Genomic DNA, 26,171 nt, shown 5'->3' with positions numbered 1-26,171 from the left:
GACACGTTGTGTTCCCTATTTTTAAAGAGTAAGCTAATTTACATAATTACGGAGGTTTATATGAACGGTCCTAAGTACAAACGCGTTGTTTTAAAATTAAGCGGTGAGGCACTTGCAGGTGAATCAAGCTTTGGAATTAAACCTTCTGTTATCAAATCGATTGCAGTACAAGTGAAAGAAATAGCAGAATTAGGTGTTGAGGTAGCAGTCGTAGTTGGCGGCGGCAATATTTGGCGTGGTAAAATTGGCAGTGAAATGGGGATGGATCGGGCAACTGCTGATTATATGGGAATGCTGGCTACTGTCATGAACTCATTAGCGCTTCAAGACAGTTTAGAACACCTTGGTATTGAATCACGTGTGCAAACTTCAATCGAGATGCGTCAGGTAGCTGAGCCCTATATTAGACGCCGGGCAATCCGACATTTGGAGAAAAAACGGGTTGTTATTTTTGCAGCAGGCACAGGAAATCCGTATTTCTCAACAGATACTACTGCTGCTCTGCGTGCAGCTGAAATTGATGCGGAAGTTATTTTAATGGCAAAGAATAATGTTGATGGAGTATATTCTGCAGACCCGCGTATCGATGCAAATGCTGTTAAATATGATGATTTATCATTCCTTGATGTACTAAAGGAAGGATTAGCAGTTATGGATTCAACCGCTTCTTCTTTATGTATGGATAATGATATTCCGCTTATCGTATTCTCGATTATGGAACAGGGTAATATTAAAAAAGCCGTTTTGGGTGAAAAAATTGGAACTATAGTTAGGGGGAAAAACTAATGCCAAAACAAGTTATCAGCCAGACGAAAGATAGAATGACAAAAGGTATTCAATCGTATACTCGTGAGCTTGCCAGCATCCGTGCAGGAAGAGCAAGTGCATCTTTATTAGACAGAATAACCGTTGACTATTATGGTGCACCAACCCCTGTGAATCAGTTGGCAGGGATTACAACACCTGAAGCAAGATTACTGGTGATTCAGCCTTACGACAAATCCATTCTTGGTGAGATAGAAAAAGCCATTCTTAGGTCTGATTTAGGCTTAAATCCAAGCAATGACGGATCAATTATTCGTATTGCCATCCCGCAATTAACAGAAGAGCGCCGTAAGGAGCTTGTCAAAGTGGTAAAAAAGGCATCTGAAGAAGCTAAAATTGCCATTCGAAACATTCGCCGGGATGCAAATGATGATTTGAAGAAGCTTGAGAAAAACGGGGAAATTACCGAAGATGCCCTCCGTGGATATTCTGATGATATTCAAAAGTTAACCGATGAACATATCAATAAAATTGATCAAATCACCAAAGACAAAGAAAAAGAAATTATGGAAGTGTAAGATGAAATATATATTGAACCCTCTGTAAAGGGGGTTTTTTTCACTATTTATTAGGAATAACATTATTCTTAATTCCTTTTATTTTACATAAGGTATTTAATAGAGATATATTCCTGCTTTTTTGGTATGATAATAGCAGACTACCTTAAAGCATACATACATATGAAGTTTCACTTTATATCGGAGGAACTGATTAATTAATTAGAGGAGCAATGTTATGTTTAATAAATTAAGGCTTTGGAAGAACCAAAATAACTCTTCCACACTCCGAGATAAAATAGAAGCAATAAAAAAATTACCTGTTCCTGAACATGTAGCGATTATTATGGATGGTAATGGTCGCTGGGCTAAAAAAAGAGCTCTGCCACGGATTGCCGGTCATCATGAAGGCATGAAGGTTGTCCGAAAAACAACAATGCTGGCAAATGATCTAGGGGTTAAAACGTTGACATTATACGCATTTTCAACAGAAAATTGGAAGCGTCCAAAAAACGAAGTGGAATATATTATGAAATTACCTGAAGAATTTTTGGGCACCTTTCTTCCTGAATTAGTTGAAAATAATGTTCAAGTAAAAATGATGGGATATAAAGATCAGCTTCCTGTACATACACTTCATGCGATTGAAAAAGCTATGGAGGAAACTAAACATAATAATGGACTAGTTTTAAACTTTGCCTTAAATTATGGAAGCAGAGCTGAAATTATCGATGCAGTAAAACAGGTCTTAAATGATAGCAAAAGTGGTATATTAAAGGAGAACGAGCTGGACGAACAAGTATTTTCTTCCTATTTAATGACATCAGAATTCGCCGACCCGGATCTTTTAATTCGAACCAGTGGTGAAATCCGCTTGAGTAATTTTATGCTTTGGCAATTGGCATACTCTGAGTTTTGGTTTACGGATGTGTTATGGCCTGATTTTAGTGAAGAACATTTATTAGAAGCCATTGAAGTATTCCAAAAACGCCAGCGCCGTTTTGGTGGAATATTGTAGACCTCAAAGATCATAAAGGTGTTGAACTATTAAATGAAGCAAAGAATTATTACAGGAGTTATAGCTGCAGCCCTTTTTCTGCCAATCGTCTTTTATGGCGGGCTTCCAGCTGTAATATTATCTTATTTTTTAGCGACAATTGGATTATATGAATTGTTAAAAATGAAAAATCTTAACATTTTTTCCGTTCATGGATTACTATCTCTTTTATTTCTCTGGGTCATTCTTTTCCCTGAGAAATATAATCAAATTATCGATAGCTTTTATTATTCGAAAACAGAGCTATGTATTGTGTTTATCATGTTGTTACTAACGTATACTGTGATAACGAAAAATCGATATACATTTGAAGATGCCGCTTTTTCTATACTTTCTTCCATTTATGTGGGTATCGGCTTCTATTTCTTTTTTGAAACCCGTGATGAAGGCGGACTTGTATTCATTTTTTATTCTTTATTTATTATCTGGGCAACGGACTCTGGTGCTTATTTTATCGGAAAAGCACTTGGGAAGAACAAGCTTTGGCCGGAAATTAGCCCAAATAAGACTGTTGAGGGATCAATAGGTGGTGTCGTTTGTGCTGTTATTGTCGCTATCCTGTTTGAATTCCTTTCAAATATCAATGTCGGCTTGCTTCCATTGATGGGAATAACCGTTGTCCTTTCTGTTTTTGGACAAATAGGCGACCTTGTTCAATCGGCCTTTAAACGCCATTTTATTGTGAAAGATTCGGGGAATATCCTGCCTGGCCACGGTGGTATTCTTGACCGCTTTGACAGTTTGTTATTTGTTTGGCCGTTGTTACATCTATTCCACCTTTGGTATTGAGCAAGGAAGTGATTCATTTTTGAAAACCATTAGTTTAATGGGTGCCTCAGGTTCAATCGGCACTCAAACCATAGATATCATTCGTGAGCACCCAACGGAATTTAAATTAGCAGCCTTCTCTGTTGGAAAAAATATCGATTTCGCTAGGAAAATAATTGTTGAATTTCAGCCGAAGCTGGTTTCTGTACAAGAACATGTTGATTGTAATACATTAAAAGCAGAATATCCGACCGTGAAATTCACTTATGGTGAGGAAGGGCTTATAGAGGTTGCAACTTACGAGAAGGCTGACATTCTCGTTAATGCCGTTTTAGGAAGTGTCGGTTTAAATCCTACTTTACAGGCGATTGAATGCGGCAAAATCATTGCGATTGCCAATAAGGAAACCCTTGTTACGGCTGGGCATTTAGTAATTGAAGCCGCAAAACGAAATAATGTCCCGCTTCTTCCTGTGGACAGTGAGCATTCAGCTATTTTCCAAGCCTTACAGGGCGAGAGGGAGAAGAATATAGAAAGATTAATTCTAACTGCCTCCGGTGGCAGCTTTCGCGACCGAACAAGAGAGGAATTAGAAAATGTTACTGTTAATGAAGCATTAAATCATCCAAACTGGTCCATGGGGGCTAAGATTACCATTGACTCGGCTACGATGATGAATAAAGGATTAGAAGTCATTGAAGCCCACTGGTTGTTTCAAATGCCCTATGAAAAGATTGATGTACTGCTGCATAAAGAGAGTATTATCCATTCCATGGTCGAATTCCATGATAGCAGTGTAATCGCCCAATTAGGAACACCGGATATGAGAGTGCCCATCCAATATGCGCTTACTTACCCAGACCGGCTGCCGCTTCCGTCTTCAAATCGGTTGAATTTGGCTCAGATAGGAAAACTACATTTTCAGGAAATGGATGTTAAACGGTTCAGATGCTTGCATTTTGCCTACTTAGCAGGCAAAGAAGGCGGAACGATGCCGACCGTATTAAATGCTGCGAACGAGGTAGCTGTGGCAGCATTTTTAGAAGGTAAAATTCGTTTCTTACAAATTGAAGATTTGATCGAGAAGGCACTAAGCGCTCATCAAACGATTGAACATCCAAGCTTAACAACGATTCATCAGGTAGATAAAGAAACGAGAGAATATGTACGTTCACTTCTATAAAAAAGGTGGTTTTATTATTGAGTACTGTTATTGCCTTTATTGTGATTTTTGGCGCACTCGTCTTCTTTCATGAATTAGGTCATTTTATTTTTGCGAAAAGAGCAGGTGTCCTCTGCCGTGAATTTGCGATCGGTATGGGCCCAAAAGTATTTACTCATAAAAAAGGTGAAACTACTTACACCATTCGTTTACTACCTATCGGCGGTTTTGTCAGGATGGCAGGCGAAGATCCAGAGATGGTTGAAATTAAGCCAGGCTACCGGATTGGACTATTATTTGATAAAGCAGATAATGTAAGCAAAATAATTTTGAATAATAAGGAAAAATATCCAAATTGCCGTATTGTTGAAGTAGAATATGCGGATATTGAAAAAGATCTAATTATTAAAGGTTTTCCAGAGGATGACGAAGAAAACATGCGAACCTTTACGATTCATCCGCAGGCTGTAATCGTGGAAAACGGCGTGGAATCGCAAATTGCCCCTATTGACCGTCAATTTGGTTCGAAAACGTTAGGGCAACGATTTATGGCGATTTTTGCAGGACCGATGATGAATTTTGTTCTAGCATTTATTGTTTTTTCCCTTATTGCTTTATTACAGGGTGTCCCGACTAATGAACCGAAATTAGGGGAAATCACACCTGATGGCGCCGCTAAAGCAGCCGGTCTTCAAAAAGGAGATGTTGTTCAAAGTATCAACGGTTCTGAAATTTCAAGCTGGTCTGATGTTGTTGAAATCATTAGAAAAAACCCTAATGAGCAATTGGATTTTTCAATTATCCGTGACGGAAAAGAGAAAGAAATTCAAGTAACTCCTCTTGAAAAAACGGTTGAGGGGAAAAAAATGGGGCTAATTGGTGTTTACAGTCCCTTTGAAAAATCTCCAGTAAAAGCAGTTACTGCCGGTGCAACGGAAACGTATTTTTGGACAAAGCAAATTTTTGTGATGGTTGGAAAATTAGTTACAGGTCAGTTTTCCATTGATGCTCTTTCAGGTCCTGTGGGAATTTATAAGTCTACTGATGAAGTTGCTAAATCGGGGATTTATTATTTAATGAAATGGGCAGGGATTTTAAGCATAAACCTAGGAATCATGAATCTATTGCCTATTCCAGCCCTTGACGGCGGAAGATTAATGTTTTTTGCTGTTGAAGCGGTCAGAGGAAAGCCAATCGACAGACAAAAAGAAGGCATGGTCCACTTTATTGGATTTGCCCTCCTCATGTTACTCATGCTCGTGGTGACTTGGAATGACATTCAAAGATTTTTCCTAAAATAAACAACGGGACCGTAATTGCGGTCCCTATTTTTTTGGTAAAAGTGGTTACAAAATGGATGAAGTTTTATGTCGAATAAAGCCGAATAGTTTACTGTATTGTGATATAATTATTTTTTGACAAAGAGATAATATGATTTTTAATAGATGGGAGAGGGTACGATGAGCGAAAATGCCTTAGGCAAAAAAGAGCGATTCCAACTCTTGCTCCAGCAGCTGAAATTGATCGAGGATGCTGTAGTAGTGCATTTCAACAATGCCCAAATTGAACGATTATTGGTTGAAAAAAAAGCAAGGAAGTGGCATTTTCAGTTTTTATTCGAGAAAATCCTTCCATATAATGTATATGTTTTATTCGCTTCACAGCTTGAAAGAACCTTTTCAAATATTGCCAACATCTCACATGAAATTCGCGTAATTGATCAAACCATATCGGCAGAATTAATACGAGACTATTGGAGTTACGGCATTCAGCAAATAGATGGCATTGCTCCCCCGTTAGTAAAGCTATTAAATGAACAAATTCCAGAAGTGAATGGAAATAAGATAACTATTTCTGTCCGTAATGATACAGAAGGTCAAGCATTAAAACGAAAATACGGTGGAATCATCGCTGATATTTTTCAAACCTATGGTTTTCCGAATTTATCGATTGAGACAGAAATTAAAAGTGAAGATAAAAATGAAGAATATCAGCAATTCCTGCTAGCCAAGCAAAAAGAAGACCATGAACGCGGACTTCAGGCAATGGTAGAACTGCAGAAGAAAGAAGCGGAAAAGGAACAAGCGAGCGGAGAAGTACCGGAAGGACCGCTTTCGATTGGACTTACGATCAAGGATGATAGTGACCTTCGCAGCATGATTGAAATCGTGGATGAAGAAAGAAGAGTTACGGTTGAAGGCTACATTTTTAATGCTGAAATTCGTGAATTAAGAAGCGGTCGTTCATTGTTAACCTTTAAAGTTACCGACTATACCAGCTCAATCATGGTAAAAATGTTCTCGCGTGACAAAGAGGATGCCGCGCTGTTCCAGCTTGTAAAAAAAGGTATGTGGGTTAGGGTGCGGGGAAGCATTCAAAATGACACCTTTGTTCGCGACCTCGTTATGATTGGAAACGATATTAATGAAATTAAACCTGAGGGGCGGAAAGATACTGCTCCTGAAGGGGAGAAACGTGTAGAGCTTCACCTGCATACACCTATGAGTCAAATGGATGCTGTTACACCTGTTAGTACGCTAATTGCCCAGGCAAAAAAATGGGGCCATAAGGCTATTGCTGTTACGGATCATGCGGTTGCTCAATCCTTCCCAGAGGCATTCGGTGCCGGAAAGAAAAATGATATCAAAATATTATACGGTGTAGAAGCGAACCTAGTAGATGATGGTGTACCAATCGCTTATAATGATGCCCACCGACTATTGGCTGAAGATACGTTTGTTGTCTTTGACGTTGAAACAACCGGGCTTTCTGCAGTTTATGATACCATTATCGAACTTGCGGCAGTTAAAGTGAAGGATGGGGATATCATTGACCGCTTTGAGTCGTTTGCTAATCCGCATCACCGGCTTTCAGCAACGACAATCAACTTAACTGGAATTACCGATGATATGGTGCAAAATGCTCCTGAGGTCGAAGAGGTATTGCGGAAATTCCATGATTGGGTTGGAGATTCGGTCCTTGTCGCCCATAATGCTTCTTTCGATATGGGGTTTCTGAATGTAGGCTATAAACAAATAGGTCTGGAGAAAGCAAAGAATCCAGTTATTGATACACTCGAGCTTGGTCGTTTCCTTTATCCAGAATTAAAAAACCATCGTTTAAATACGTTAACAAAGAAGTTTGATATTGAATTAACACAGCACCACCGTGCAATTTATGACGCGGAAGCAACTGGGTACTTGTTATTAAAGATGTTAAAGGATGCCCTTGAAAAAGGAATTGAGTATCATGATGAATTTAACGATAATATGGGAAAAGGAAATGCCTATCAGCGCGCTCGTCCTTATCACTGCACTTTATTAGCACAAAACGAAACTGGCTTAAAGAACTTATTTAAACTCATCTCGATTTCTCATATCGAATATTTTTATAGAGTTCCACGTCTTCCAAGGTCTGTTCTTCAAAAATATCGAGAAGGTATTATTGTTGGTTCTGCCTGTAATAAAGGCGAAGTGTTTGAAGGGATGATGCAGAAGTCTCCGGAAGAAGTAGAGGCATTTGCAGGTTTTTACGACTATCTTGAAGTTATGCCAAAGGAAGTTAATGCCCCGTTGATTGAAATGGAATTGGTCCGTGATGAAAAGGCCATGGAAGATATTATTTCAAAAATTTGTGCCCTAGGTGATAAATTAGGGATTCCAGTTGTTGCAACCGGGAATGTCCATTATTTAAATGAAAATGATAAAGTTTATCGAAAAATATTAGTTAATTCACAGGGTGGAGCCAATCCTCTTAATCGTCATGAACTGCCGGACGTTCACTTCCGAACAACGAATGAAATGCTCGAAGCATTCTCGTTCCTCGGCAAAGAGAAGGCAAAAGAGATTGTCGTGACAAACACCAATAAAATTGCTGATATGATTGAAGTTATTAAACCTATTAAAGACGATTTATATACCCCGAAAATTGAAGGTGCCGATGAGGAAATGCGTGAGATGAGTTACGCCATGGCACGAAGGATTTACGGGGATACCCTGCCAGAAATCGTGGAAGCCAGACTTGAGAAAGAATTAAAAAGTATTATCGGCCATGGGTTTGCCGTTATATATTTGATTTCACACAAACTCGTGAAAAAATCCTTAGATGATGGCTACCTTGTAGGCTCTCGAGGATCGGTTGGTTCTTCCTTTGTCGCAACCATGACCGAAATAACCGAAGTAAATCCATTGCCGCCGCATTATGTCTGCCCTACCTGCAAACAATCGGAGTTTTTTAATGATGGATCTGTAGGATCTGGTTTTGATTTGCCTGATAAAAATTGTCCGAATTGCGGTGAAAAATACCGTAAGGATGGTCACGATATCCCGTTCGAAACCTTCCTCGGATTTAAGGGGGACAAGGTTCCCGATATCGATTTGAACTTCTCGGGAGAATATCAGCCGCGTGCTCATAACTATACAAAAGTCTTGTTCGGTGAAGAATATGTTTACCGTGCAGGAACAATTGGCACGGTTGCGGATAAAACGGCATTTGGATACGTGAAAGCTTATCAGCAAGACAATAATCTGCAAATCCGCGGTGCGGAAGTGGAACGCCTCGCTTCAGGCTGCACAGGAGTTAAAAGAACAACGGGTCAGCACCCCGGAGGTATTATTGTTATTCCAGATTATATGGATGTTTATGATTTTACACCGATTCAATTTCCTGCTGATGATAGAAATTCTGAATGGAAAACAACCCACTTTGATTTCCATTCCATCCATGATAATGTTTTAAAGCTTGATATCCTTGGTCACGACGATCCGACGGTCATAAGGATGCTTCAGGACTTAAGCGGAATGGATCCAAAAACGATTCCGACTGATGACCCTGAAGTCATGAAAATCTTTAGCGGTACGGAATCATTAGGTGTAACCGAGGATCAAATCATGTGTAAAACGGGAACACTGGGTATCCCTGAATTCGGTACACGTTTTGTTCGTCAGATGCTTGAGGATACGAAACCAACGACGTTTTCAGAATTGGTTCAAATCTCAGGTCTATCCCACGGAACGGATGTGTGGCTGGGAAATGCCCAGGAGTTAATTCATAATAAGATCTGTAATTTGAGTGAAGTAATCGGCTGTCGTGACGATATCATGGTTTATCTCATTTACCAAGGCCTTGACCCGTCCTTTGCCTTTAAGATTATGGAATCAGTTCGTAAAGGTAAGGGATTAAGCGAAGAAATGGAAGCAGAAATGCGGAAGAATGAAGTGCCGGAGTGGTACATTGACTCTTGTAAGAAAATTAAATACATGTTCCCGAAAGCCCATGCTGCAGCCTATGTATTAATGGCTGTCAGAATTGCTTATTTTAAAGTTCATCTTCCTCTCCTTTATTATGCAGCCTATTTTACAGTCCGTGCGGAGGATTTTGACATTGAGGCTATGTCACGCGGTTCAGAAGCCATAAAGGCAAAAATCGAAGAAATCAATGCAAAGGGTCTAGAGGCTTCTAACAAGGAGAAAAACTTATTGACCGTACTGGAACTGGCACTTGAGATGACTGAAAGAGGCTTTTCCTTCCAAAATTACGATTTATACAAATCTGATGCATCTGAATTTATCATTGAAGGAAATACATTAATTCCACCGTTTAATTCGATTCCTGGACTTGGAACGAATGCCGCCTTTAATATTGTGAAGGCAAGAGGAGATGGAGAATTTTTATCAAAAGAAGACCTGCAGCAGCGCGGCAAGGTATCAAAAACCATACTGGAGTATTTAGATAAACAAGGCTGTTTAAAATCTTTGCCAGAACAAAACCAGTTATCCCTTTTCTAACTTTGTTTAACGTCTAGCTACAGCGCCTAGGGGCTCGAGTCATAAGACAAGCACTTCGGAAGGCAAAAAGCGCCTTCTGTCAGTGCTTGTCTTATGCTTGTCGCCCCTGAACAATAAGGAAAGCTTCTAAGAGAATAAGCTTCGCAGGAACAAGCGTAGCTTGTTCCGAAGTCGCTTCCGCTTTTGGTTATGGTTTGCATATCAATCATGGTTATGTTATAGTTTTATTGGAAATACTAAGAAATACTCTCGTGTACAAGAGTGGGAATCCTCCCACTCTTTCGTCTTTGTTATAAAGGTTTTTTACAGAGTAACTTGATAAAACTTTCCGTGAACTACATAAAATATGGGTGGAATAATTGGAAAGGGAGGTATAGCATGAGCAAAGTAACGGAAGTGGTTGAAGAGCTTGCTGCACCAATTTTTCAAGAACTTGGTTTAGAATTAGTCGAAATCGATTATGTCAAAGAAGGAAAAAACTGGTTTCTTCGCGTATATATCGATAAAGAGACTGGTGTAGATATAGAGGATTGCGGAGTGGTCAGTGAAAAGTTAGGTGAAAAACTTGATGAAGTGGACCCAATCCCACATAACTATTTTCTTGAAGTGTCGTCTCCTGGGGCTGAACGACCATTAAAAAAAGCGAAGGATTTCGAAAAAGCGCTTGGCAAAAATGTCTTTATCAAAACTTATGAGTCAATTGATGGTGAAAAAAGCTTCGAAGGTCAGCTTTTAGAATTCGATGGTCAAACCATAAAAATCGAAGTGAAAATCAAAACAAGAAAGAAAACTATTGAAATTCCCTATGAAAAAGTGGCAAGTGCCAGACTGGCTGTTATTTTTTCGTAGCAATAAATTGAAGAGGATTAGGGGGATACAAACAGATGAGCAGCGAATTATTAGATGCTCTTACGATACTGGAAAGAGAAAAAGGTATTTCCAGAGATATATTAATTGAAGCTATTGAAGCCGCATTGATTTCGGCTTATCGCCGTAATTTCAATCAAGCGCAGAACGTAAGAATTGATCTAAACTTACAAACAGGCTCTATGCGTGTATTTGCGAGAAAAGAAGTGGTTGACGAGGTATTCGACCCGCGTCTAGAAATTTCAATCGAAGATGCAAGAAGGATTAATCCGAACTATCAGGTTGAAGATGTCGTAGAAATGGAAGTAACGCCAAAGGATTTTGGCAGAATTGCCGCTCAAACGGCAAAGCAAGTGGTCACTCAGCGTGTAAGGGAAGCTGAACGCGGAATTATTTATTCAGAATTTATCGACCGTGAAGAAGATATTATGACAGGGATTGTTCAACGACTTGATTCCAAATTTATTTATGTAAGCCTTGGAAAGATTGAAGCCTTGCTGCCGGTAAATGAACAAATGCCGAATGAAAGATATAAGCCGCATGATCGGATAAAAGTATTTATTACAAAGGTAGAAAAAACGACAAAAGGTCCACAAATTTTTGTATCTAGGACTCACCCTGGATTACTCAAACGCTTATTTGAAATTGAAGTTCCTGAAATTTATGACGGAACTGTTGAAATCAAATCAGTTGCCAGAGAAGCTGGGGATCGTTCAAAAATATCTGTCCATTCCGAAAACCATGAGGTCGATCCAGTAGGATCTTGTGTTGGTCCTAAGGGAACCAGGGTACAAGCGGTTGTAAATGAATTAAAAGGTGAAAAAATTGATATCGTAAAATGGTCTGATGATCCAGTGGTCTTTGTTGCCAATTCACTAAGCCCATCTAAAGTTTTAGATGTAATGGTAAATGAAAATGAGAAAGCTACCACTGTCGTTGTTCCTGACTATCAGCTATCCCTGGCAATTGGGAAACGCGGACAAAATGCCCGTTTGGCAGCCAAGCTGACTGGCTGGAAAATTGATATCAAATCTGAAACTGATGCTCGAGAAGTTGGAATCTATCCAAGAGAAGAAACAATAAGACTTTTTGACGATCAAGTTGATGATGATTTCAACTATGATGAAGAATTGGAATAAAGTAGAGGTGAATGATCGTGAACAATAAGAAAAAAGTTCCTATGCGCAAATGCGTGGCAACCGGTGAAATGAAACCGAAAAAAGAACTCGTTCGCATCGTTCGCTCTAAAGAAGGGGAAGTTTCCATCGACCTGACGGGAAAAAAATCCGGCAGGGGGGCATACCTTTCTAAGGACAAAGAAGCAATCTTACTAGCCAAGAAGAAAAATACCTTATCGAATCATCTGGATGTTACAATAAATGATTCGATATATGATGAATTACTTGAGCTAATAGAGAAGGAGAACTGACTATCCAAATGAATCAAAATCAATGGATGTCATTGCTTGGCTTGGCCAATCGAGCACGCAAAATCATATCGGGTGAGGAGCTTTCTGTGAAGGAGATACGGAGCGGTAAAGCAAAACTCATTTTATTATCCGCAGATGCATCTCAAAATACAACTAAAAAAATTACAGATAAATGTAATTCTTATGAGGTTCCATATAAATTAGTGGAGAACCGTTTTCTCCTAGGTCAAGCGATTGGCAAAGAAGCCCGCGTTGTTGTAGCTGTTATGGATGATGGATTTGCTAAGAAACTGGTAACGTTGCTCGATTAAATCTTGCGGGGGTGAAAAAATGAGTAAACTACGCGTTTATGAATATGCAAAAAAACATAATATTTCAAGTAAAGAAATTATTACAAAACTAAAAGAAATGAATATTGAGGTTTCAAATCATATGGCAACTTTAGAGGATTCAGACATTAAAAAGCTGGACGCAACTTACAATAATAAAGAGAATGCACAGCAGCAAAAGCAGGGAAGTAGTTCGCAGCAAAAGCAAAGCAATGGATCGGGATCGCAGGCAAACCGAACAAACGGGCGTCCTGCACAACAACAGCAAAATAATAAGCCTCAAGTCCAAGTAAAGTCGACACCTAAAGCATTTGAGGATGATGACGATAAAACTGTTGTGCCTAGTAAGGTGAAAGTAGTGGCGGCGCCAAAGAATAAAGAAGGCAAAAAACATGATCAGGAATATCAGTCAAAAGAAAATAAAGCCTTTAATTCTGGAAAAGCTAAGAATAAGCCTTTTAATAACAACAATAATCAAAATCGTAACAACAATAATAATAATAATAATAAAAAGAGAAATCATACTCATGTTCAGCAAACACAACAACCGCAAAAGAAAAAGGAAAAAGAGCTTCCTGCTAAAATTACCTTTAGTGAATCACTTACGGTTGCAGAGCTTGCTAAGAAATTATATCGTGAGCCATCAGAAATTATTAAAAAGCTCTTTTTACTTGGCGTCATGGCGACTATCAATCAAGTTTTAGATAAAGATGCAATTGAATTGATTGCAGGTGAGTATGGCGTTGAGGTTGAAGAAGAAATTAAAGTTGATACAACTGACCTTGAAGTATACTTTACTGAAGACTCAGCTGAATCACTTGTGGAAAGACCTTCAGTTGTAACGATTATGGGTCACGTTGACCATGGGAAAACAACTTTGCTTGATTCCATCAGAAACACAAAAGTGACAGAAGGCGAAGCAGGCGGGATTACCCAGCATATTGGTGCTTACCAAGTTGTGGAGAATGGTAAGAAAATTACCTTCCTTGACACACCTGGACACGCTGCTTTCACAACAATGCGTGCACGCGGTGCAAAAATTACCGATATTACCATTTTAGTTGTAGCTGCCGATGATGGTGTTATGCCACAGACAGTGGAAGCAATCAATCATGCCAAAGCAGCGGAAGTGCCAATTATCGTAGCGGTAAATAAAATGGACAAAGAAGCCGCAAATGCAGACCGCGTTATGCAGGAATTAACCGAACACGGATTAGTTGCTGAAGCATGGGGCGGGGAAACCATTTTCGTTCCTCTATCTGCAAAAACAGGAGAAGGTATTGATAATCTCCTTGAAATGATTCTTCTAGTAGGTGAAGTGGAAGAATATAAAGCAAATCCAAATCGCAAAGCAGTCGGAACGGTTATCGAGGCACAATTGGATAAAGGCCGTGGGTCAGTAGCCACTTTGTTAGTCCAAAATGGTACTCTTAAAGTTGGTGACCCAATTGTTGTAGGAAATACGTTCGGCCGTGTTCGTGCAATGGTCAATGATCTTGGCAGACGTGTGAAGGAAGCTGGCCCATCAACTCCTGTTGAAATTACCGGTCTTAATGACGTTCCGCAAGCCGGCGACCGATTTGTTGTTTTCGAAGACGAAAAAACAGCTCGTCAAGTTGGGGAAGCACGTGCTCAAACAGCATTGGCAGCTCAACGCGGCGAAAAATCAATTGTTAGCCTAGAGACACTTTTTGATCAATTAAAGCAAGGAGAAATGAAAGATCTAAACATCATCTTAAAAGCTGATGTTCAAGGATCTGCCGAGGCAGTTGCAGCATCCTTGCAAAAAATTGATGTTGAGGGTGTTAACATTAAGATTATTCATAGTGGCGCTGGTGCCATTAATGAATCTGATATTAGTCTTGCCGCTGCTTCAAATGCGATTGTAATTGGATTTAACGTTCGTCCTGATGCGAACGCCAAGCGTGCAGCAGAAGCAGAAAAGGTTGATGTAAGGCTTCATCGCATCATTTATAAAGTAATTGAAGAAATGGAATCCGCCATGAAAGGAATGCTTGACCCAGAATTCCAAGAGAAAATTATTGGGCAGGCAGAAATTCGTCAGACCTTCAAGGTTTCCAAAGTAGGTACAATTGCTGGTTCATATGTAACCGATGGTAAAATTACCCGAGACAGCGGTATTCGTTTAATTCGTAACGGTGTGGTTATCTTTGAAGGTCAAATCGATGCCCTAAAACGATTTAAGGATGATGCCAAAGAAGTGGCACAGGGCTACGAATGTGGTATTACCATTAAAAACTTCAATGATGTTAAAGAAGGAGATATCATTGAAGCTTTCGTTATGGAAGAAATTGAGCGTAAATGATAATTGGCTCGGCCGTTTGTGAATGTATCATATATGATGCTCATTCTTTAAAAGAGAAACGAGCCGTTTTACAGCGAATATTATCCCGCTTAAAACAAAAATATAATATATCCGTATCAGAGGTGGACTACCAAGATGTATGGCAGCGGACAAAAATTGCTATCGTTGCGGTCACCTCTAATAGGGTTTCGACTGAACAGGAATTGCAGTCCGCATTAAAACTAATCGACTCTTTTCCTGAAATAGAAAGAACGATCACCGATATAGATTGGCTTTAAGTTAAGAGGTGAATTTTATGAGCCACAGAGCAAATCGTGTGGGAGAACAAATGAAAAAAGAACTAAGTGACATCATCGGCCGTAAAATTAAAGATCCACGGATTGGCTTTGTTACAGTTACAGATGTTCAAGTAACAGGAGATCTCCAGCAAGCAAAAGTTTTTATTTCAGTTTTAGGTGATGACGAGCAAAGAGAGAATACGTTAAAAGGCCTGGCAAAAGCAAAAGGGTTTATCCGTACTGAAATTGGCCATCGTATTCGTTTACGAAAAACACCTGAAATCATTTTTGAATTCGATGAATCAATCGATTATGGAAATCGAATTGAAACACTTCTTCATCAATTACACGACAGCGATAAACCAATGGAAAAACATGAAGAAGAATAACTGGATAGACATTTGTCTATCCTTTTTTCAATTTATTAATTTTAGATTGGAGAGAATTAATTGGAAGGAATCTTAGCATTATTTAAGCCAGCAGGATTAACCTCTCATGACTGTGTTTTTAAATTACGAAAGATATTAAAAACAAAAAAGGTAGGACATACGGGGACACTTGATCCAGATGTGACAGGGGTTCTTCCTATTTGTATCGGAAAGGCAACCAAAGTTGCCGAGTATATTACGGATGCCGGGAAGGCTTATGAAGGTGAAGTAACTATTGGTTTTTCGACAACAACTGAAGATGCTTCTGGAGAAATCGTTGAACAGAAGCAAATAGATAGGACCATTAACCGCGAAGAAATTATGAAGGTTCTTGAGTCCCTGACAGGCGAAATTGAACAGACTCCGCCAATGTATTCTGCAGTAAAGGTAGGGGGAGTACGTCTTTATGAATATGCACGGAAAGGCATAGAAGTGGAAAGGCCAACCAGGAAGGTAAATATTTATTCCATTGACCTCCTCGATGATCGGAATGAATTTACTGGGGAGACAATCCAGTTCCGCTTTAGAGTCAGCTGCAGCAAAGGGACATATATTCGCACGTTAGCAGTAATGATTGGTGAAGCTCTAGGATACCCAGCGCATATGTCTAAGCTTACTCGAATCCAATCGGCCTCTTTTGAATTAAAGGATTGTTTTACCTTTGATGAAATTGAACAGTTTATGGAAGCTGGAAAAATCGAAGAGATTTTGAAGCCTTTAGAAACCGCACTTTCTCATTTGCCGAAATTACTGATTAATGATACAGTAGCAGAGAAAGTGAAAAATGGTGCACTATTAAAAATACCAGAACATTTAAAAACAAGTAACGGACCTATTATCGCTGAAACTACAGAGGGGCTGGCTCTTGCAATTTATTCAAAACATCCCACTAAGCCAGAGCTGCTTAAACCAGTTAAAGTCTTAAGAAATGAGATAGTGTAAAGGTTACGGTATAAGAAAAGGTGAGTTTCATTTGGAAATAAAGAAGCTTAGTTTTCCATTCAATTTAAAAAAACACGATTATCCGCCTCTTGCGATGGCCTTGGGATATTTTGATGGTGTACACCGCGGTCATCAGCAGGTCATATTAGAGGCAAAAAAACAGGCTGAAAATAAAGGTTTTCAAAGTGCGGTCATGACCTTTGATCCCCACCCTTCCGTTGTGTTAGGGAAAGGTGAACAGCATGTACAATACATTACTCCGTTATCAGAAAAAATCAAAATTATTGAGGGGTTAGGGATTGACTACCTATTTATCATCCATTTTACAGCTGAATTTGCCAATCTTCTACCTCAAGAATTTATTGATCAATTTGTGATAGGTCTTAATGTAAAACATGTTGTAGCTGGATTTGATTTTTCTTATGGCCGGATGGGAAAAGGGACAATGGAAACCTTGCCCTTCCATTCTAGAGAGGAATTTTCCTATACCATCGTTCCCAAGTTTTCAGAAGGGAATGAAAAGGTAAGCTCAACAAGAATCCGTAAGATGTTAAAGGAAGGGAATATGGAGGATCTTCCAAATTTACTTGGGAGGTTTTATACAACTTCTGGAATAGTCATTCATGGAGACAAACGGGGAAGAACCATTGGTTTTCCTACTGCTAATATAGGCGTTAATGAAGAATATATCATCCCTCCACTTGGTGTCTACGCAGTAAGAATGAAAGTTAAGAATCTTTGGTTTAACGGTGTGTGTAATGTGGGATATAAGCCTACTTTTAATAAAGAATCTTTAAGAGTTTCCGTTGAGGTTCATTTGTTTGACTTTAATCAAGAGATTTACGGAGAAGAAGTGATCATCGAATGGCATCCATACCTTCGCAAGGAACAAAAATTTTCTGGAATTGAGGAGCTTGTTGCCCAAATTGAAAGAGACAAGCTAACGGCATTAGCCTACTTTGAAAGAAATCGACATTCTTTTTAAGTTTGGTCGGTCTTAGAAGTTTTTCCTACATTATATTAAGGTTTTAGCTTGCTTTTTGACGGAAAAGGTTGTATTCTTAAATACGTATTAAAAATAACCTTTGCTTGGCAAGTCGAGTCACCAACGTTTGCTCGGTAAATGGGGATTTGTAAATTTAGGAGGTGAACTGGATGGCAATCACTCAAGAACGTAAAAATGAACTAATCAATGAGTATAAAACTCATGAGAACGACACTGGATCTGCAGAAGTTCAAATCGCTGTCCTTACAGAATCAATCAACAATTTGAACGAGCACTTACGTACTCACAAGAAAGATCACCACTCACGTCGCGGTCTTTTGAAAATGGTTGGTAAACGTCGTAATCTTTTGACTTACCTACGTAACAAAGACGTACAACGTTACCGTGAGTTAATCAATAAGCTTGGCCTACGTCGTTAGTCTACAGAAGCGGGATTTTTCCCGCTTTTTTATTAGGTTTTTTTAAAGGATAAAAAATAAAGAATTTTTTATACATATTTTAAGACTGGACTTATTTGTGCATACTATTATATGTGATTGACTTGATAACATAAGCTTTTTAGGCTTTTTTTATAATTAAAAGATTTAGTAAGATGATTACAGTGAAAGTAATTCTTTCGCATCATCCTCCTAAGTGATTTAGATAGAGAGGGGTAAAAATATGGAACAAACGAAACACGAGTACTCCATTGAATGGGCTGGCCGCAAATTATCTGTCGAAATTGGACAATTAGCAAAACAGGCAAATGGTGCAGTCCTTGTTCGTTATGGGGATACAGCGGTCCTTAGTACTGCAACAGCTTCAAAAGAACCTAAAAATTTAGACTTTTTTCCATTAACAGTTAACTACGAAGAGCGGTTATATGCAGTTGGTAAAATCCCAGGGGGCTTTATTAAACGCGAAGGCCGTCCAAGTGAAAAGGCGATTTTAGCGAGCCGATTAATAGACCGTCCGATACGCCCGCTTTTTGCTGATGGATTCCGCAATGATGTTCAAGTGATTAGCATTGTGATGAGTGTTGATCAAGATTGTTCGACAGAAATGGCTGCAATGTTTGGTTCATCTTTGGCACTTAGCACTTCAGATATTCCATTTGAAGGTCCAATTGCCGGTGTTGTAGTTGGCCGTGTAGACAATGAATTTGTCATCAATCCAACTGTCGAGCAGGCAGAAAAAAGCGATATTCACTTAACAGTAGCCGGCACGAAGGATGCGATTAACATGGTTGAAGCTGGTGCGCTTGAAGTGCCGGAAGAAACCATGCTGGAAGCAATTATGTTTGGTCATGATGAGATTAAACGCTTGATTGAATTCCAAGAAAAAATTGTCGCTGAAATTGGCAAGCCAAAAAGAGAAATAAATCTCTATGAAATTGATAAAGAACTTGAAGCAGAAGTTAGAGAACTTTGTGAAGCCGATATGGTAAATGCTATTCAAGTTCAAGAAAAGCATGCCCGTGAAGATGCAATAAAAGAAGTAAAAAATCAGGTTATTGCAAAATATGAGGAACAAGAAGCAACCGATGAAGATTTGAAACAAGTGAAACAAATTTTGGACAAGATGGTTAAGGGTGAAGTTCGCCGCTTAATTACTGTTGAAAAGGTCCGTCCAGACGGCCGTAAAATAGATGAAATTCGTCCGTTATCTTCACAAGTAGGTATCTTGCCGCGTACTCACGGTTCAGGTTTGTTTACTCGAGGTCAAACCCAAGCCTTGAGCATTTGTACGCTTGGTGCAATGGGTGATGTCCAAATCCTTGATGGATTAGGAATAGAGGAAGAGAAACGGTTTATGCATCATTATAACTTCCCATCCTTTAGTGTTGGGGAAACTGGCCCAATCCGTGGACCAGGCCGACGTGAAATTGGTCACGGTGCACTTGGAGAACGAGCACTTGAACCAATCATACCTTCAGAAAAGGATTTTCCTTATACAATCCGTCTTGTATCTGAGGTTCTTGAATCAAATGGTTCAACCTCCCAAGCAAGTATTTGTGCAAGCACATTAGCAATGATGGATGCCGGGGTGCCAATTAAAGCACCTGTAGCAGGAATTGCGATGGGTCTCGTGAAGTCCGGGGAACATTATACCGTTTTATCCGATATTCAAGGTATGGAAGATCATCTTGGAGACATGGATTTTAAAGTAGCTGGAACTGCAAAAGGCGTAACGGCATTGCAAATGGATATAAAAATTGAAGGTCTTTCCCGTGAAATTTTAGAAGAGGCTCTGCAGCAAGCGAAGGTTGGAAGAATGCATATTTTAAACTCCATGCTTGCTACATTAGCGGAACCAAGAGAGGAACTTTCACAATTTGCTCCAAAAATCTTAACGATGAACATCAACCCTGATAAGATTCGTGATGTTATTGGACCAAGTGGAAAGCAAATTAATAAAATTATTGAAGAAACTGGTGTTAAGATCGATATTGAACAGGATGGTACGATCTTCATCGCCTCTGCCAACCAAGAAATGAACCAAAAAGCGAAGAAAATCATTGAGGATATTGTTCGCGAAGTGGAAGTTGGACAGATGTACCTAGGAAAAGTGAAGCGAATTGAAAAATTCGGTGCATTCGTTGAAATTTTTGCCGGAAAAGATGGTTTGGTCCATATTTCTGAACTTGCCGAGGAGCGCGTAGGGAAGGTCGAGGACGTTGTTAAAATCGGCGACGAACTGTTAGTAAAAGTAACAGAAATAGATAAGCAAGGCCGGGTTAACCTATCACGGAAGGCCGTTTTAAAGGAACAGAAGGAAAAAGAGGAAGAATCAAAATAATACTTTAATCAAATAGGAAAGTCAGGGGTGCGCTCCTGACTTTTCGTATGTATGTCTAGCTTCATCGCCTAGGAAAACATGGACTTTTTTTCCCTGATCAAGGCGCTTTCGCTTTTCGTTCTACCTTGTCCCCTTTGTACATATTCTTTATGGAAGGGGGAAGAGCGCTGATGAGAAAGTCATTTATATTGATGATTATTATTTTAATTGCATGGATATCAGTCAACAATCCATTTGTAAACAGATATGTTGCCAAGTTGACGGAAACATCACTTCCGGCAGCAAAACAGACCGATTCTCTTTATCAAACAATTGAGAAAAAGGCGCCTACATATGAAATTTCACCTTCCGATGCCAAAATAGATCGGGTCTGGAAGGCCATTCCTGGATATAATGGGCTGAAGGTAGATATTGCAGCCTCATATAAAAATATGAAACCAAAAGGCATTTTTGATAAAAATAAACTGGTTTTTACACAAATTAAACCAAAGGTTCACCTTAATGATTTGCCGCCTTCCCCGATTTATAAAGGCAACCCAGATAAACCGATGGTTTCCTTTATCATCAATGTTGCCTGGGGTAATGAATATTTATCACAAATTCTCGCAACGCTGAAAGAACATCATATTTCCACGAGTTTTTTTCTGGAAGGTAATTGGGTCAAAAACAATCCAGAGCTTGCAAAAATGATAGTCAGTGCTGGTCACGAGGTAGGCAATCATTCCTATTCCCACCCAGATATGAAAAGACTGACCGCCGCTCAGGCAAGGCAGCAATTAATCAGGACAAATGAAGTGATTGAAGCAGCTACTGGTGAAAAGAGTAAATGGTTTGCTCCTCCAAGCGGAAGCTACAGGGATGAAACAATAAAAGTAGCCAATGAATTACACATGAAAACAGTCATGTGGACTGTTGATACTATTGATTGGCAAAAGCCATCCCCTGAAGTATTAATTAATCGGGTCATAACAAAAATTGATAATGGTTCTATGGTTCTCATGCATCCAACTGAATCCACCGCAAAATCGCTGGATCGTTTAATCACGCTAATTGAACAAAAAAATTTTAAGATTGGTACGGTTTCAGAGTTAATGAGTGAAAATAGAATCATAAAATAAATAAAGTAAGAGTTCCAAAAGTTTGGAGAAAATAGACATTAAAAGTATAATTAACAATTGGATAGTAACATCTGCTGTTTAGAGACAGGAGGAAGTCGATGATAAATAAATACACTTGCCAAAATGGAGTAAGAATTGTATTAGAAAATATTCCTACCGTACGATCTGTAGCAATTGGAATTTGGATTGGAACTGGTTCTAGGAATGAAGATCCTGCGAGAAATGGTATTTCTCATTTCCTGGAGCACATGTTCTTTAAAGGAACATCTACTCGTACTGCTAAGGAAATTGCTGAGTCCTTCGACAGCATTGGAGGCCAGGTAAATGCCTTTACTTCAAAAGAGTACACCTGCTATTATGCAAAGGTTCTTGACACCCATTCCAAATTTGCTTTAGATGTATTAGCAGATATGTTTTTTAATTCCACTTTTGTGGAAGAGGAATTAAAGAAAGAGAAAAATGTTGTCTTGGAAGAAATAAAAATGTATGATGATACACCAGACGATATTGTTCATGATTTATTAAGCAGGGCTATATATGAAGACCATCCGCTTGGATACCCCATTTTAGGTACGGAAGAAACATTAAATACCTTTAGTGGTGAGACACTTAAAGAATATATTAAAGAAAGATACACTCCTGAAAACGTTGTTATTTCAATTGCAGGTAATGTATCAGAAGCATTTATTCAAGAAGTTGAGAACTATTTCGGCTCGTATCAAGGAGGGGCCAAGGAAACTCCAGAGAATATTCCCGCTTTCCATTCCAATCGTATTTCGCGAAAAAAGGAAACAGAGCAAGCTCATTTATGTATCGGATTTGAAGGCTTAAAGGTGGGACATGAAGACATTTACAGTCTTATTACCCTGAACAATATTTTAGGTGGCAGCATGAGTTCAAGATTGTTCCAAGAAGTTCGTGAACAGCGTGGCTTAGCTTACTCCGTTTTTTCGTATCACTCAGCCTATCAGGATAGCGGCGTGGTAACGGTATATGGGGGAACTGGAGCGAAACAACTGGATGTGTTATTTGAGACAATCCAAGAAACCCTGGATAAATTGAAACAAAACGGCATTACCGAAAAAGAATTAATTAATAGTAAAGAACAGCTAAAGGGAAGCTTGATGCTAAGCTTAGAAAGCACTAATAGCAGAATGAGCCGCAATGGTAAAAATGAACTGCTGTTAAAACGCCATCGTTCATTAGATGAAATTATCGAACAAATTGATTTAGTTTCAAAAAACAGTGTCGATGAAATGGCCAGACAAGTATTTAATGATAAGTATTCTGTGACTTTAATTAGTCCAGATGGAGAATTCCCAAATAAACTTGCTTAAAAAACAGTTCCTGTACGAACTGTTTTTTTCTTTATTCTAAATACAGGACTCCATTTATAAACTATTAGTAAAGGGAGAAGAGGGGAGTTCTTTTAAATGAGGTTAAGTGAATTAAGCGGAAAAGAAATTGTCGATGTAAAAAAGGCAGAGCGCCTCGGTGTTCTTGGTCAAACCGATTTAGAAATTAATGTAAGTACAGGACAAATCCAAGCACTTCTCATTCCTTCAGTAAAATGGTTTGGATTTCGTAAACAAGGTGAAGAAATAAGAGTCCCCTGGGACCATATTAAAAAAATAGGGTCCGATATGATCATAATTGATGTTCCAGAAAATGAATAGATATTCTTAAAGCCCAAGCAAATAAAACCTTGCTTGGGCTTTTTTTATTTTACTATGGGTGGAAAACTCACCGATTTTAAGCAACTTACATAAGATGTTGAAGTGATAAGAAGAAAAGGAATCCTAAAGGGATTTTTCTAAAAAGAAGGTGAATGTTTTCATGCTGACAGGGATGCAGATAGCCGTGATTGGTGGAGATGCCAGACAGCTGGAAATCATCCGAAAGTTAACTGAGCTAGATGCGAGAATATCGCTAATTGGTTTCGAGCAGCTTGACCATGCCTTTACTGGTGCGGTTAAGGAAAAATTGGATGAAGTTGATTTTTCAAATATAGATGCGATCATCTTACCGGTGCCCGGGACAAATTTAGAAGGACAGGTGGAAACGATCTTTTCAAATGAAAAGGTTGTTCTCACAGAAGAAATGCTAGGAAAAACACCTGAACATTGTACCATTTATTCAGGAATTAGCAACAGCTATTTGAATGGAATTACCAAACAAAGCATACGACCTCTCGTTCAATTATTCGAACGGGATGACGTGGCAATCTATAATTCAATTCCGACTGTAGAAGGAACCATTATGATGGCCATTCAGCATACGGACTTTACCATTCACGGGTCCCATGTTGCCGTTTTAGGACTCGGAAGATGTGGTATGAGTGTGGCAAGAACCTTTGCAGCACTAGGAGCAAAGGTGAAGGTTGGAGCAAGAAAAAGCGAGCATTTGGCACGAATCACAGAAATGGGTTTAACTCCATTCCATTTAAACGATCTTGTCAATCAAGTGAAGGATACCGATATTCTGATAAATACAGCACCACATTTGATCGTAACAGCTTTAGTAATATCACAATTGCCTTCACATACGCTCATTATTGATCTTGCCTCAAAACCGGGTGGAACTGATTTCCGGTATGCCGAAAAAAGAGGCATCAAAGCCTTACTTGCACCAGGGCTTCCTGGAATTGTCGCACCAAAAACGGCAGGTCAAATACTGGCAAATGTCCTTGCCCAACTGCTAGAAGAAGATTTACTCAGGCGAAAGGGGAAAGTGAAATGAGTTTAAAAGGTAAAAGAATTGGCTTTGGTTTAACCGGCTCCCATTGTACTTACGATGCTGTCTTTCCAGAAATCGAAAAGCTGGTGCTCGCGGGCGCAGAGGTACTGCCAGTTGTAACTTTTACTGTGAAAAATACAGAAACCCGATTCGGAAAAGGTGAAGATTGGGTTGAGCGAATTGAAGATTTAACCGGTAACAAGGTTATTGATTCCATCGTTAAGGCTGAACCGTTAGGACCAAAAATACCATTAGATTGCATGGTTATTGCTCCATTGACTGGTGTATCCATGAGTAAATTTGCCAACGCCATGAATGACAGCCCTGTATTAATGGCTGCGAAAGCAACATTAAGGAACCTAAAGCCTGTTGTTCTCGGAATTTCTACGAATGATGCCCTTGGGTTAAATGGTGTAAACTTAATGAGATTAATGGCAACGAAAAATATCTTTTTTATACCTTATGGTCAAGATGATCCTATTAAGAAGCCTAATTCCATGGTCGCGAGAATGACGATGCTATCTGAAACAGTGGAAGCAGCTATTGAAGGGAGACAAATTCAACCGGTGCTAGTGGAACGATATAAAGATGGTGACTAAATAACTGACCTCTTTCGGCAAAAAAGGTTATTTCTTTCTGGGAATATGATAAAATAAATTAATCTCTCCGGCAGTGGGTTAAAAGATTAACCCACTGCTCGAGTTTAACAATACTATATTACGACAAGCTGGCTAAAGAACTAACTGAAGGAAATAACCCGCCAGTCGATATGAAAGGGGAACTAGCATGAATCAAAATGGATATCACGTTGCGGTGGTAGGGGCAACAGGAGCGGTTGGACAACAAATGATCCAAACTTTATTAAAAGAAAATTTCCCTATTAGAAAATTATCCTTACTATCCTCTGCACGCTCTGCAGGAAAAATAGTAGAGGTCAATGGTCAAGAAATAGCTATCCAGGAAGCAAAGCCTGAAAGCTTTGAAGGTGTAGATATTGCTCTTTTCAGTGCGGGCGGCAGTGTTTCCAAGGAACTTGCTCCCGAAGCAGTAAAACGAGGCGCAATCGTCGTGGACAACACTAGTGCGTTTCGGATGGAAACAGATATTCCGCTGGTTGTGCCAGAAGTAAATGAAGCTGATTTACATCAACATAATGGAATTATTGCGAACCCAAATTGCTCCACAATTCAAATGGTAGTCGCATTAGAACCTGTTCGTCAAAAATACGGCTTGAAAAAAGTTATTGTGTCAACCTATCAAGCTGTTTCTGGAGCAGGTGCAGCAGCGATTCAAGAATTGATGGACCAAACAAAGGCTATTTTAAATGAAGAGTCATATGATCCAGCTATTTTACCTGTAAAATCTGATAAAAATCATTATCAAATTGCTTTTAACGCGATTCCGCAAATTGATAAATTCCAAGATAATGGCTATACCTATGAAGAAATGAAAATGATTAATGAAACGAAGAAAATTATGCACCTTCCAGAGCTCCAGGTATCTGCTACTTGTGTGCGTCTGCCAGTTGCAGTAGGGCATTCTGAATCCGTTTATTTTGAAGTTGAGGCAGAGGGTGTAAGTGCGAACGACATTAAAGCACTTTTAAAGGATGCACCAGGGGTAATCTTGCAGGATGATCCTGAAAATCAAATTTATCCAATGCCAGCTGATTGTGTCGGGAAAAATGATGTTTTTGTAGGACGGATTAGAAAGGATATCGATGAAGACCGCGGTTTCCATATGTGGGTAGTTTCTGACAATCTTCTAAAGGGAGCTGCCTGGAATTCAGTCCAGATTGCCGAAAGCTTAGTAAAATTAGGTCTAGTAAAATAAAGTTAC

The 26,171-nt window shown here is 39.2% G+C and carries 24 protein-coding genes; all 24 read left to right on the top strand.

Annotation, left to right across the window (positions count from 1 at the left end):
- Positions 1 to 60: 60 nt before the first annotated feature.
- The 24 genes from pyrH to asd all read left to right on the top strand — a co-directional run bounded on the left by pyrH (position 61) and on the right by asd (position 26,165).
- Positions 61 to 786 carry a UMP kinase gene (gene pyrH, locus PH210_RS00930; protein ID WP_289982280.1) on the top strand — a complete coding sequence of 242 codons (726 nt, stop codon included), beginning with the start codon at positions 61 to 63 and terminating at the stop codon, positions 784 to 786.
- Positions 786 to 1,343 (top strand): ribosome recycling factor, encoded by a 558-nt coding sequence (gene frr, locus PH210_RS00925; RefSeq protein ID WP_289982279.1) that lies wholly within the window; start codon positions 786 to 788, stop codon positions 1,341 to 1,343. The genes pyrH and frr overlap by 1 nt, the downstream gene beginning before the upstream one ends.
- A 217-nt stretch (positions 1,344 to 1,560) precedes the next feature.
- On the top strand, positions 1,561 to 2,340 hold the full coding sequence (gene uppS / locus PH210_RS00920; protein ID WP_289982278.1) for an undecaprenyl pyrophosphate synthase: 780 nt from the start codon (positions 1,561 to 1,563) through the stop codon (positions 2,338 to 2,340).
- Between the two features lie 33 nt (positions 2,341 to 2,373).
- Positions 2,374 to 3,168 (top strand): phosphatidate cytidylyltransferase, encoded by a 795-nt coding sequence (locus PH210_RS00915; RefSeq protein WP_289982277.1) that lies wholly within the window; start codon positions 2,374 to 2,376, stop codon positions 3,166 to 3,168.
- A 19-nt stretch (positions 3,169 to 3,187) separates the two neighbouring features.
- Positions 3,188 to 4,330: a 1-deoxy-D-xylulose-5-phosphate reductoisomerase gene (gene dxr, locus PH210_RS00910; RefSeq protein WP_289982276.1), complete on the top strand. Its 1,143-nt coding sequence runs from the start codon at positions 3,188 to 3,190 to the stop codon at positions 4,328 to 4,330.
- A 17-nt stretch (positions 4,331 to 4,347) separates the two neighbouring features.
- Positions 4,348 to 5,610 carry an RIP metalloprotease RseP gene (gene rseP / locus PH210_RS00905; protein WP_289982275.1) on the top strand — a complete coding sequence of 421 codons (1,263 nt, stop codon included), beginning with the start codon at positions 4,348 to 4,350 and terminating at the stop codon, positions 5,608 to 5,610.
- 159 nt (positions 5,611 to 5,769) lie between these two features.
- Entirely contained in the window at positions 5,770 to 10,095 is a 4,326-nt protein-coding gene (locus PH210_RS00900; RefSeq protein ID WP_289982274.1) for a PolC-type DNA polymerase III, read from the top strand.
- 378 nt (positions 10,096 to 10,473) lie between these two features.
- The gene (gene rimP / locus PH210_RS00895) at positions 10,474 to 10,944 is read left to right on the top strand and encodes a ribosome maturation factor RimP (RefSeq protein ID WP_289982273.1); all 471 of its coding nucleotides are present in this window, start codon (positions 10,474 to 10,476) and stop codon (positions 10,942 to 10,944) included.
- A gap of 35 nt (positions 10,945 to 10,979) precedes the next feature.
- Positions 10,980 to 12,101 carry a transcription termination factor NusA gene (gene nusA / locus PH210_RS00890; RefSeq protein WP_289982272.1) on the top strand — a complete coding sequence of 374 codons (1,122 nt, stop codon included), beginning with the start codon at positions 10,980 to 10,982 and terminating at the stop codon, positions 12,099 to 12,101.
- A gap of 17 nt (positions 12,102 to 12,118) precedes the next feature.
- Positions 12,119 to 12,391 (top strand): RNase P modulator RnpM, encoded by a 273-nt coding sequence (gene rnpM / locus PH210_RS00885; protein ID WP_289982271.1) that lies wholly within the window; start codon positions 12,119 to 12,121, stop codon positions 12,389 to 12,391.
- Positions 12,392 to 12,399: 8 nt separating this feature from the next.
- Complete coding sequence (locus tag PH210_RS00880) at positions 12,400 to 12,702, top strand: YlxQ family RNA-binding protein (protein WP_223588499.1); 303 nt, start codon at positions 12,400 to 12,402, stop codon at positions 12,700 to 12,702.
- A gap of 19 nt (positions 12,703 to 12,721) precedes the next feature.
- Complete coding sequence (gene infB / locus PH210_RS00875; protein WP_289982270.1) at positions 12,722 to 15,046, top strand: translation initiation factor IF-2; 2,325 nt, start codon at positions 12,722 to 12,724, stop codon at positions 15,044 to 15,046.
- Positions 15,043 to 15,324: a DUF503 domain-containing protein gene (locus PH210_RS00870; protein WP_289982269.1), complete on the top strand. Its 282-nt coding sequence runs from the start codon at positions 15,043 to 15,045 to the stop codon at positions 15,322 to 15,324. The genes infB and PH210_RS00870 overlap by 4 nt, the downstream gene beginning before the upstream one ends.
- A gap of 17 nt (positions 15,325 to 15,341) precedes the next feature.
- A complete protein-coding gene (rbfA, locus tag PH210_RS00865) occupies positions 15,342 to 15,713 on the top strand; it encodes a 30S ribosome-binding factor RbfA (protein WP_289982268.1) in 372 nt (123 codons plus the stop codon).
- Positions 15,714 to 15,773: 60 nt separating this feature from the next.
- Entirely contained in the window at positions 15,774 to 16,694 is a 921-nt protein-coding gene (truB, locus tag PH210_RS00860; RefSeq protein WP_289982267.1) for a tRNA pseudouridine(55) synthase TruB, read from the top strand.
- A 31-nt stretch (positions 16,695 to 16,725) separates the two neighbouring features.
- Positions 16,726 to 17,679 (top strand): bifunctional riboflavin kinase/FAD synthetase, encoded by a 954-nt coding sequence (gene ribF, locus PH210_RS00855; protein ID WP_289982266.1) that lies wholly within the window; start codon positions 16,726 to 16,728, stop codon positions 17,677 to 17,679.
- Between the two features lie 170 nt (positions 17,680 to 17,849).
- Positions 17,850 to 18,119, top strand: coding sequence for a 30S ribosomal protein S15 (gene rpsO / locus PH210_RS00850; protein ID WP_223588488.1), 270 nt, complete (start codon positions 17,850 to 17,852; stop codon positions 18,117 to 18,119).
- A 241-nt stretch (positions 18,120 to 18,360) separates the two neighbouring features.
- Positions 18,361 to 20,478, top strand: coding sequence for a polyribonucleotide nucleotidyltransferase (gene pnp / locus PH210_RS00845; protein WP_289982265.1), 2,118 nt, complete (start codon positions 18,361 to 18,363; stop codon positions 20,476 to 20,478).
- A gap of 170 nt (positions 20,479 to 20,648) precedes the next feature.
- Positions 20,649 to 21,596 carry a polysaccharide deacetylase family protein gene (locus tag PH210_RS00840; RefSeq protein ID WP_289982264.1) on the top strand — a complete coding sequence of 316 codons (948 nt, stop codon included), beginning with the start codon at positions 20,649 to 20,651 and terminating at the stop codon, positions 21,594 to 21,596.
- A gap of 98 nt (positions 21,597 to 21,694) precedes the next feature.
- Positions 21,695 to 22,933 (top strand): M16 family metallopeptidase, encoded by a 1,239-nt coding sequence (locus tag PH210_RS00835; protein ID WP_289982263.1) that lies wholly within the window; start codon positions 21,695 to 21,697, stop codon positions 22,931 to 22,933.
- 96 nt (positions 22,934 to 23,029) lie between these two features.
- On the top strand, positions 23,030 to 23,272 hold the full coding sequence (locus PH210_RS00830; RefSeq protein ID WP_223588482.1) for a YlmC/YmxH family sporulation protein: 243 nt from the start codon (positions 23,030 to 23,032) through the stop codon (positions 23,270 to 23,272).
- A 160-nt stretch (positions 23,273 to 23,432) separates the two neighbouring features.
- On the top strand, positions 23,433 to 24,335 hold the full coding sequence (gene dpaA, locus PH210_RS00825) for a dipicolinic acid synthetase subunit A (RefSeq protein ID WP_289982262.1): 903 nt from the start codon (positions 23,433 to 23,435) through the stop codon (positions 24,333 to 24,335).
- Positions 24,332 to 24,931, top strand: coding sequence for a dipicolinate synthase subunit B (gene dpaB, locus PH210_RS00820; RefSeq protein WP_289982261.1), 600 nt, complete (start codon positions 24,332 to 24,334; stop codon positions 24,929 to 24,931). Before dpaA ends, dpaB begins: the two co-directional genes overlap by 4 nt.
- Before the next feature lie 187 nt (positions 24,932 to 25,118).
- A complete protein-coding gene (gene asd / locus PH210_RS00815) occupies positions 25,119 to 26,165 on the top strand; it encodes an aspartate-semialdehyde dehydrogenase (RefSeq protein WP_289982260.1) in 1,047 nt (348 codons plus the stop codon).
- The last annotated feature ends 6 nt before the right edge of the window (positions 26,166 to 26,171 follow it).

This window comes from Paenibacillus sp. BSR1-1 (assembly GCF_030403775.1).
Lineage (GTDB): Bacteria > Bacillota > Bacilli > Bacillales > Cytobacillaceae > Neobacillus.
The sequence above is the reverse complement of the archived record's forward strand: the minus strand, read 5'-3'. Positions and strand labels throughout refer to the sequence as shown.

Excerpts from the sequence above, each read along its gene's own strand:
- pyrH (WP_289982280.1), top strand. The coding sequence starts at position 61 with ATGAACGGTCCTAAGTACAAACGCGTTGTTTTAAAATTAAGCGGTGAG.
- frr (WP_289982279.1), top strand. The coding sequence starts at position 786 with ATGCCAAAACAAGTTATCAGCCAGACGAAAGATAGAATGACAAAAGGT.
- uppS (WP_289982278.1), top strand. The coding sequence starts at position 1,561 with ATGTTTAATAAATTAAGGCTTTGGAAGAACCAAAATAACTCTTCCACA.
- PH210_RS00915 (WP_289982277.1), top strand. The coding sequence starts at position 2,374 with ATGAAGCAAAGAATTATTACAGGAGTTATAGCTGCAGCCCTTTTTCTG.
- PH210_RS00900 (WP_289982274.1), top strand. The coding sequence starts at position 5,770 with ATGAGCGAAAATGCCTTAGGCAAAAAAGAGCGATTCCAACTCTTGCTC.
- rimP (WP_289982273.1), top strand. The coding sequence starts at position 10,474 with ATGAGCAAAGTAACGGAAGTGGTTGAAGAGCTTGCTGCACCAATTTTT.
- nusA (WP_289982272.1), top strand. The coding sequence starts at position 10,980 with ATGAGCAGCGAATTATTAGATGCTCTTACGATACTGGAAAGAGAAAAA.
- PH210_RS00880 (WP_223588499.1), top strand. The coding sequence starts at position 12,400 with ATGAATCAAAATCAATGGATGTCATTGCTTGGCTTGGCCAATCGAGCA.
- infB (WP_289982270.1), top strand. The coding sequence starts at position 12,722 with ATGAGTAAACTACGCGTTTATGAATATGCAAAAAAACATAATATTTCA.
- PH210_RS00870 (WP_289982269.1), top strand. The coding sequence starts at position 15,043 with ATGATAATTGGCTCGGCCGTTTGTGAATGTATCATATATGATGCTCAT.
- rbfA (WP_289982268.1), top strand. The coding sequence starts at position 15,342 with ATGAGCCACAGAGCAAATCGTGTGGGAGAACAAATGAAAAAAGAACTA.
- rpsO (WP_223588488.1), top strand. The coding sequence starts at position 17,850 with ATGGCAATCACTCAAGAACGTAAAAATGAACTAATCAATGAGTATAAA.
- pnp (WP_289982265.1), top strand. The coding sequence starts at position 18,361 with ATGGAACAAACGAAACACGAGTACTCCATTGAATGGGCTGGCCGCAAA.
- PH210_RS00840 (WP_289982264.1), top strand. The coding sequence starts at position 20,649 with ATGAGAAAGTCATTTATATTGATGATTATTATTTTAATTGCATGGATA.
- PH210_RS00835 (WP_289982263.1), top strand. The coding sequence starts at position 21,695 with ATGATAAATAAATACACTTGCCAAAATGGAGTAAGAATTGTATTAGAA.
- PH210_RS00830 (WP_223588482.1), top strand. The coding sequence starts at position 23,030 with ATGAGGTTAAGTGAATTAAGCGGAAAAGAAATTGTCGATGTAAAAAAG.
- dpaA (WP_289982262.1), top strand. The coding sequence starts at position 23,433 with ATGCTGACAGGGATGCAGATAGCCGTGATTGGTGGAGATGCCAGACAG.
- dpaB (WP_289982261.1), top strand. The coding sequence starts at position 24,332 with ATGAGTTTAAAAGGTAAAAGAATTGGCTTTGGTTTAACCGGCTCCCAT.
- asd (WP_289982260.1), top strand. The coding sequence starts at position 25,119 with ATGAATCAAAATGGATATCACGTTGCGGTGGTAGGGGCAACAGGAGCG.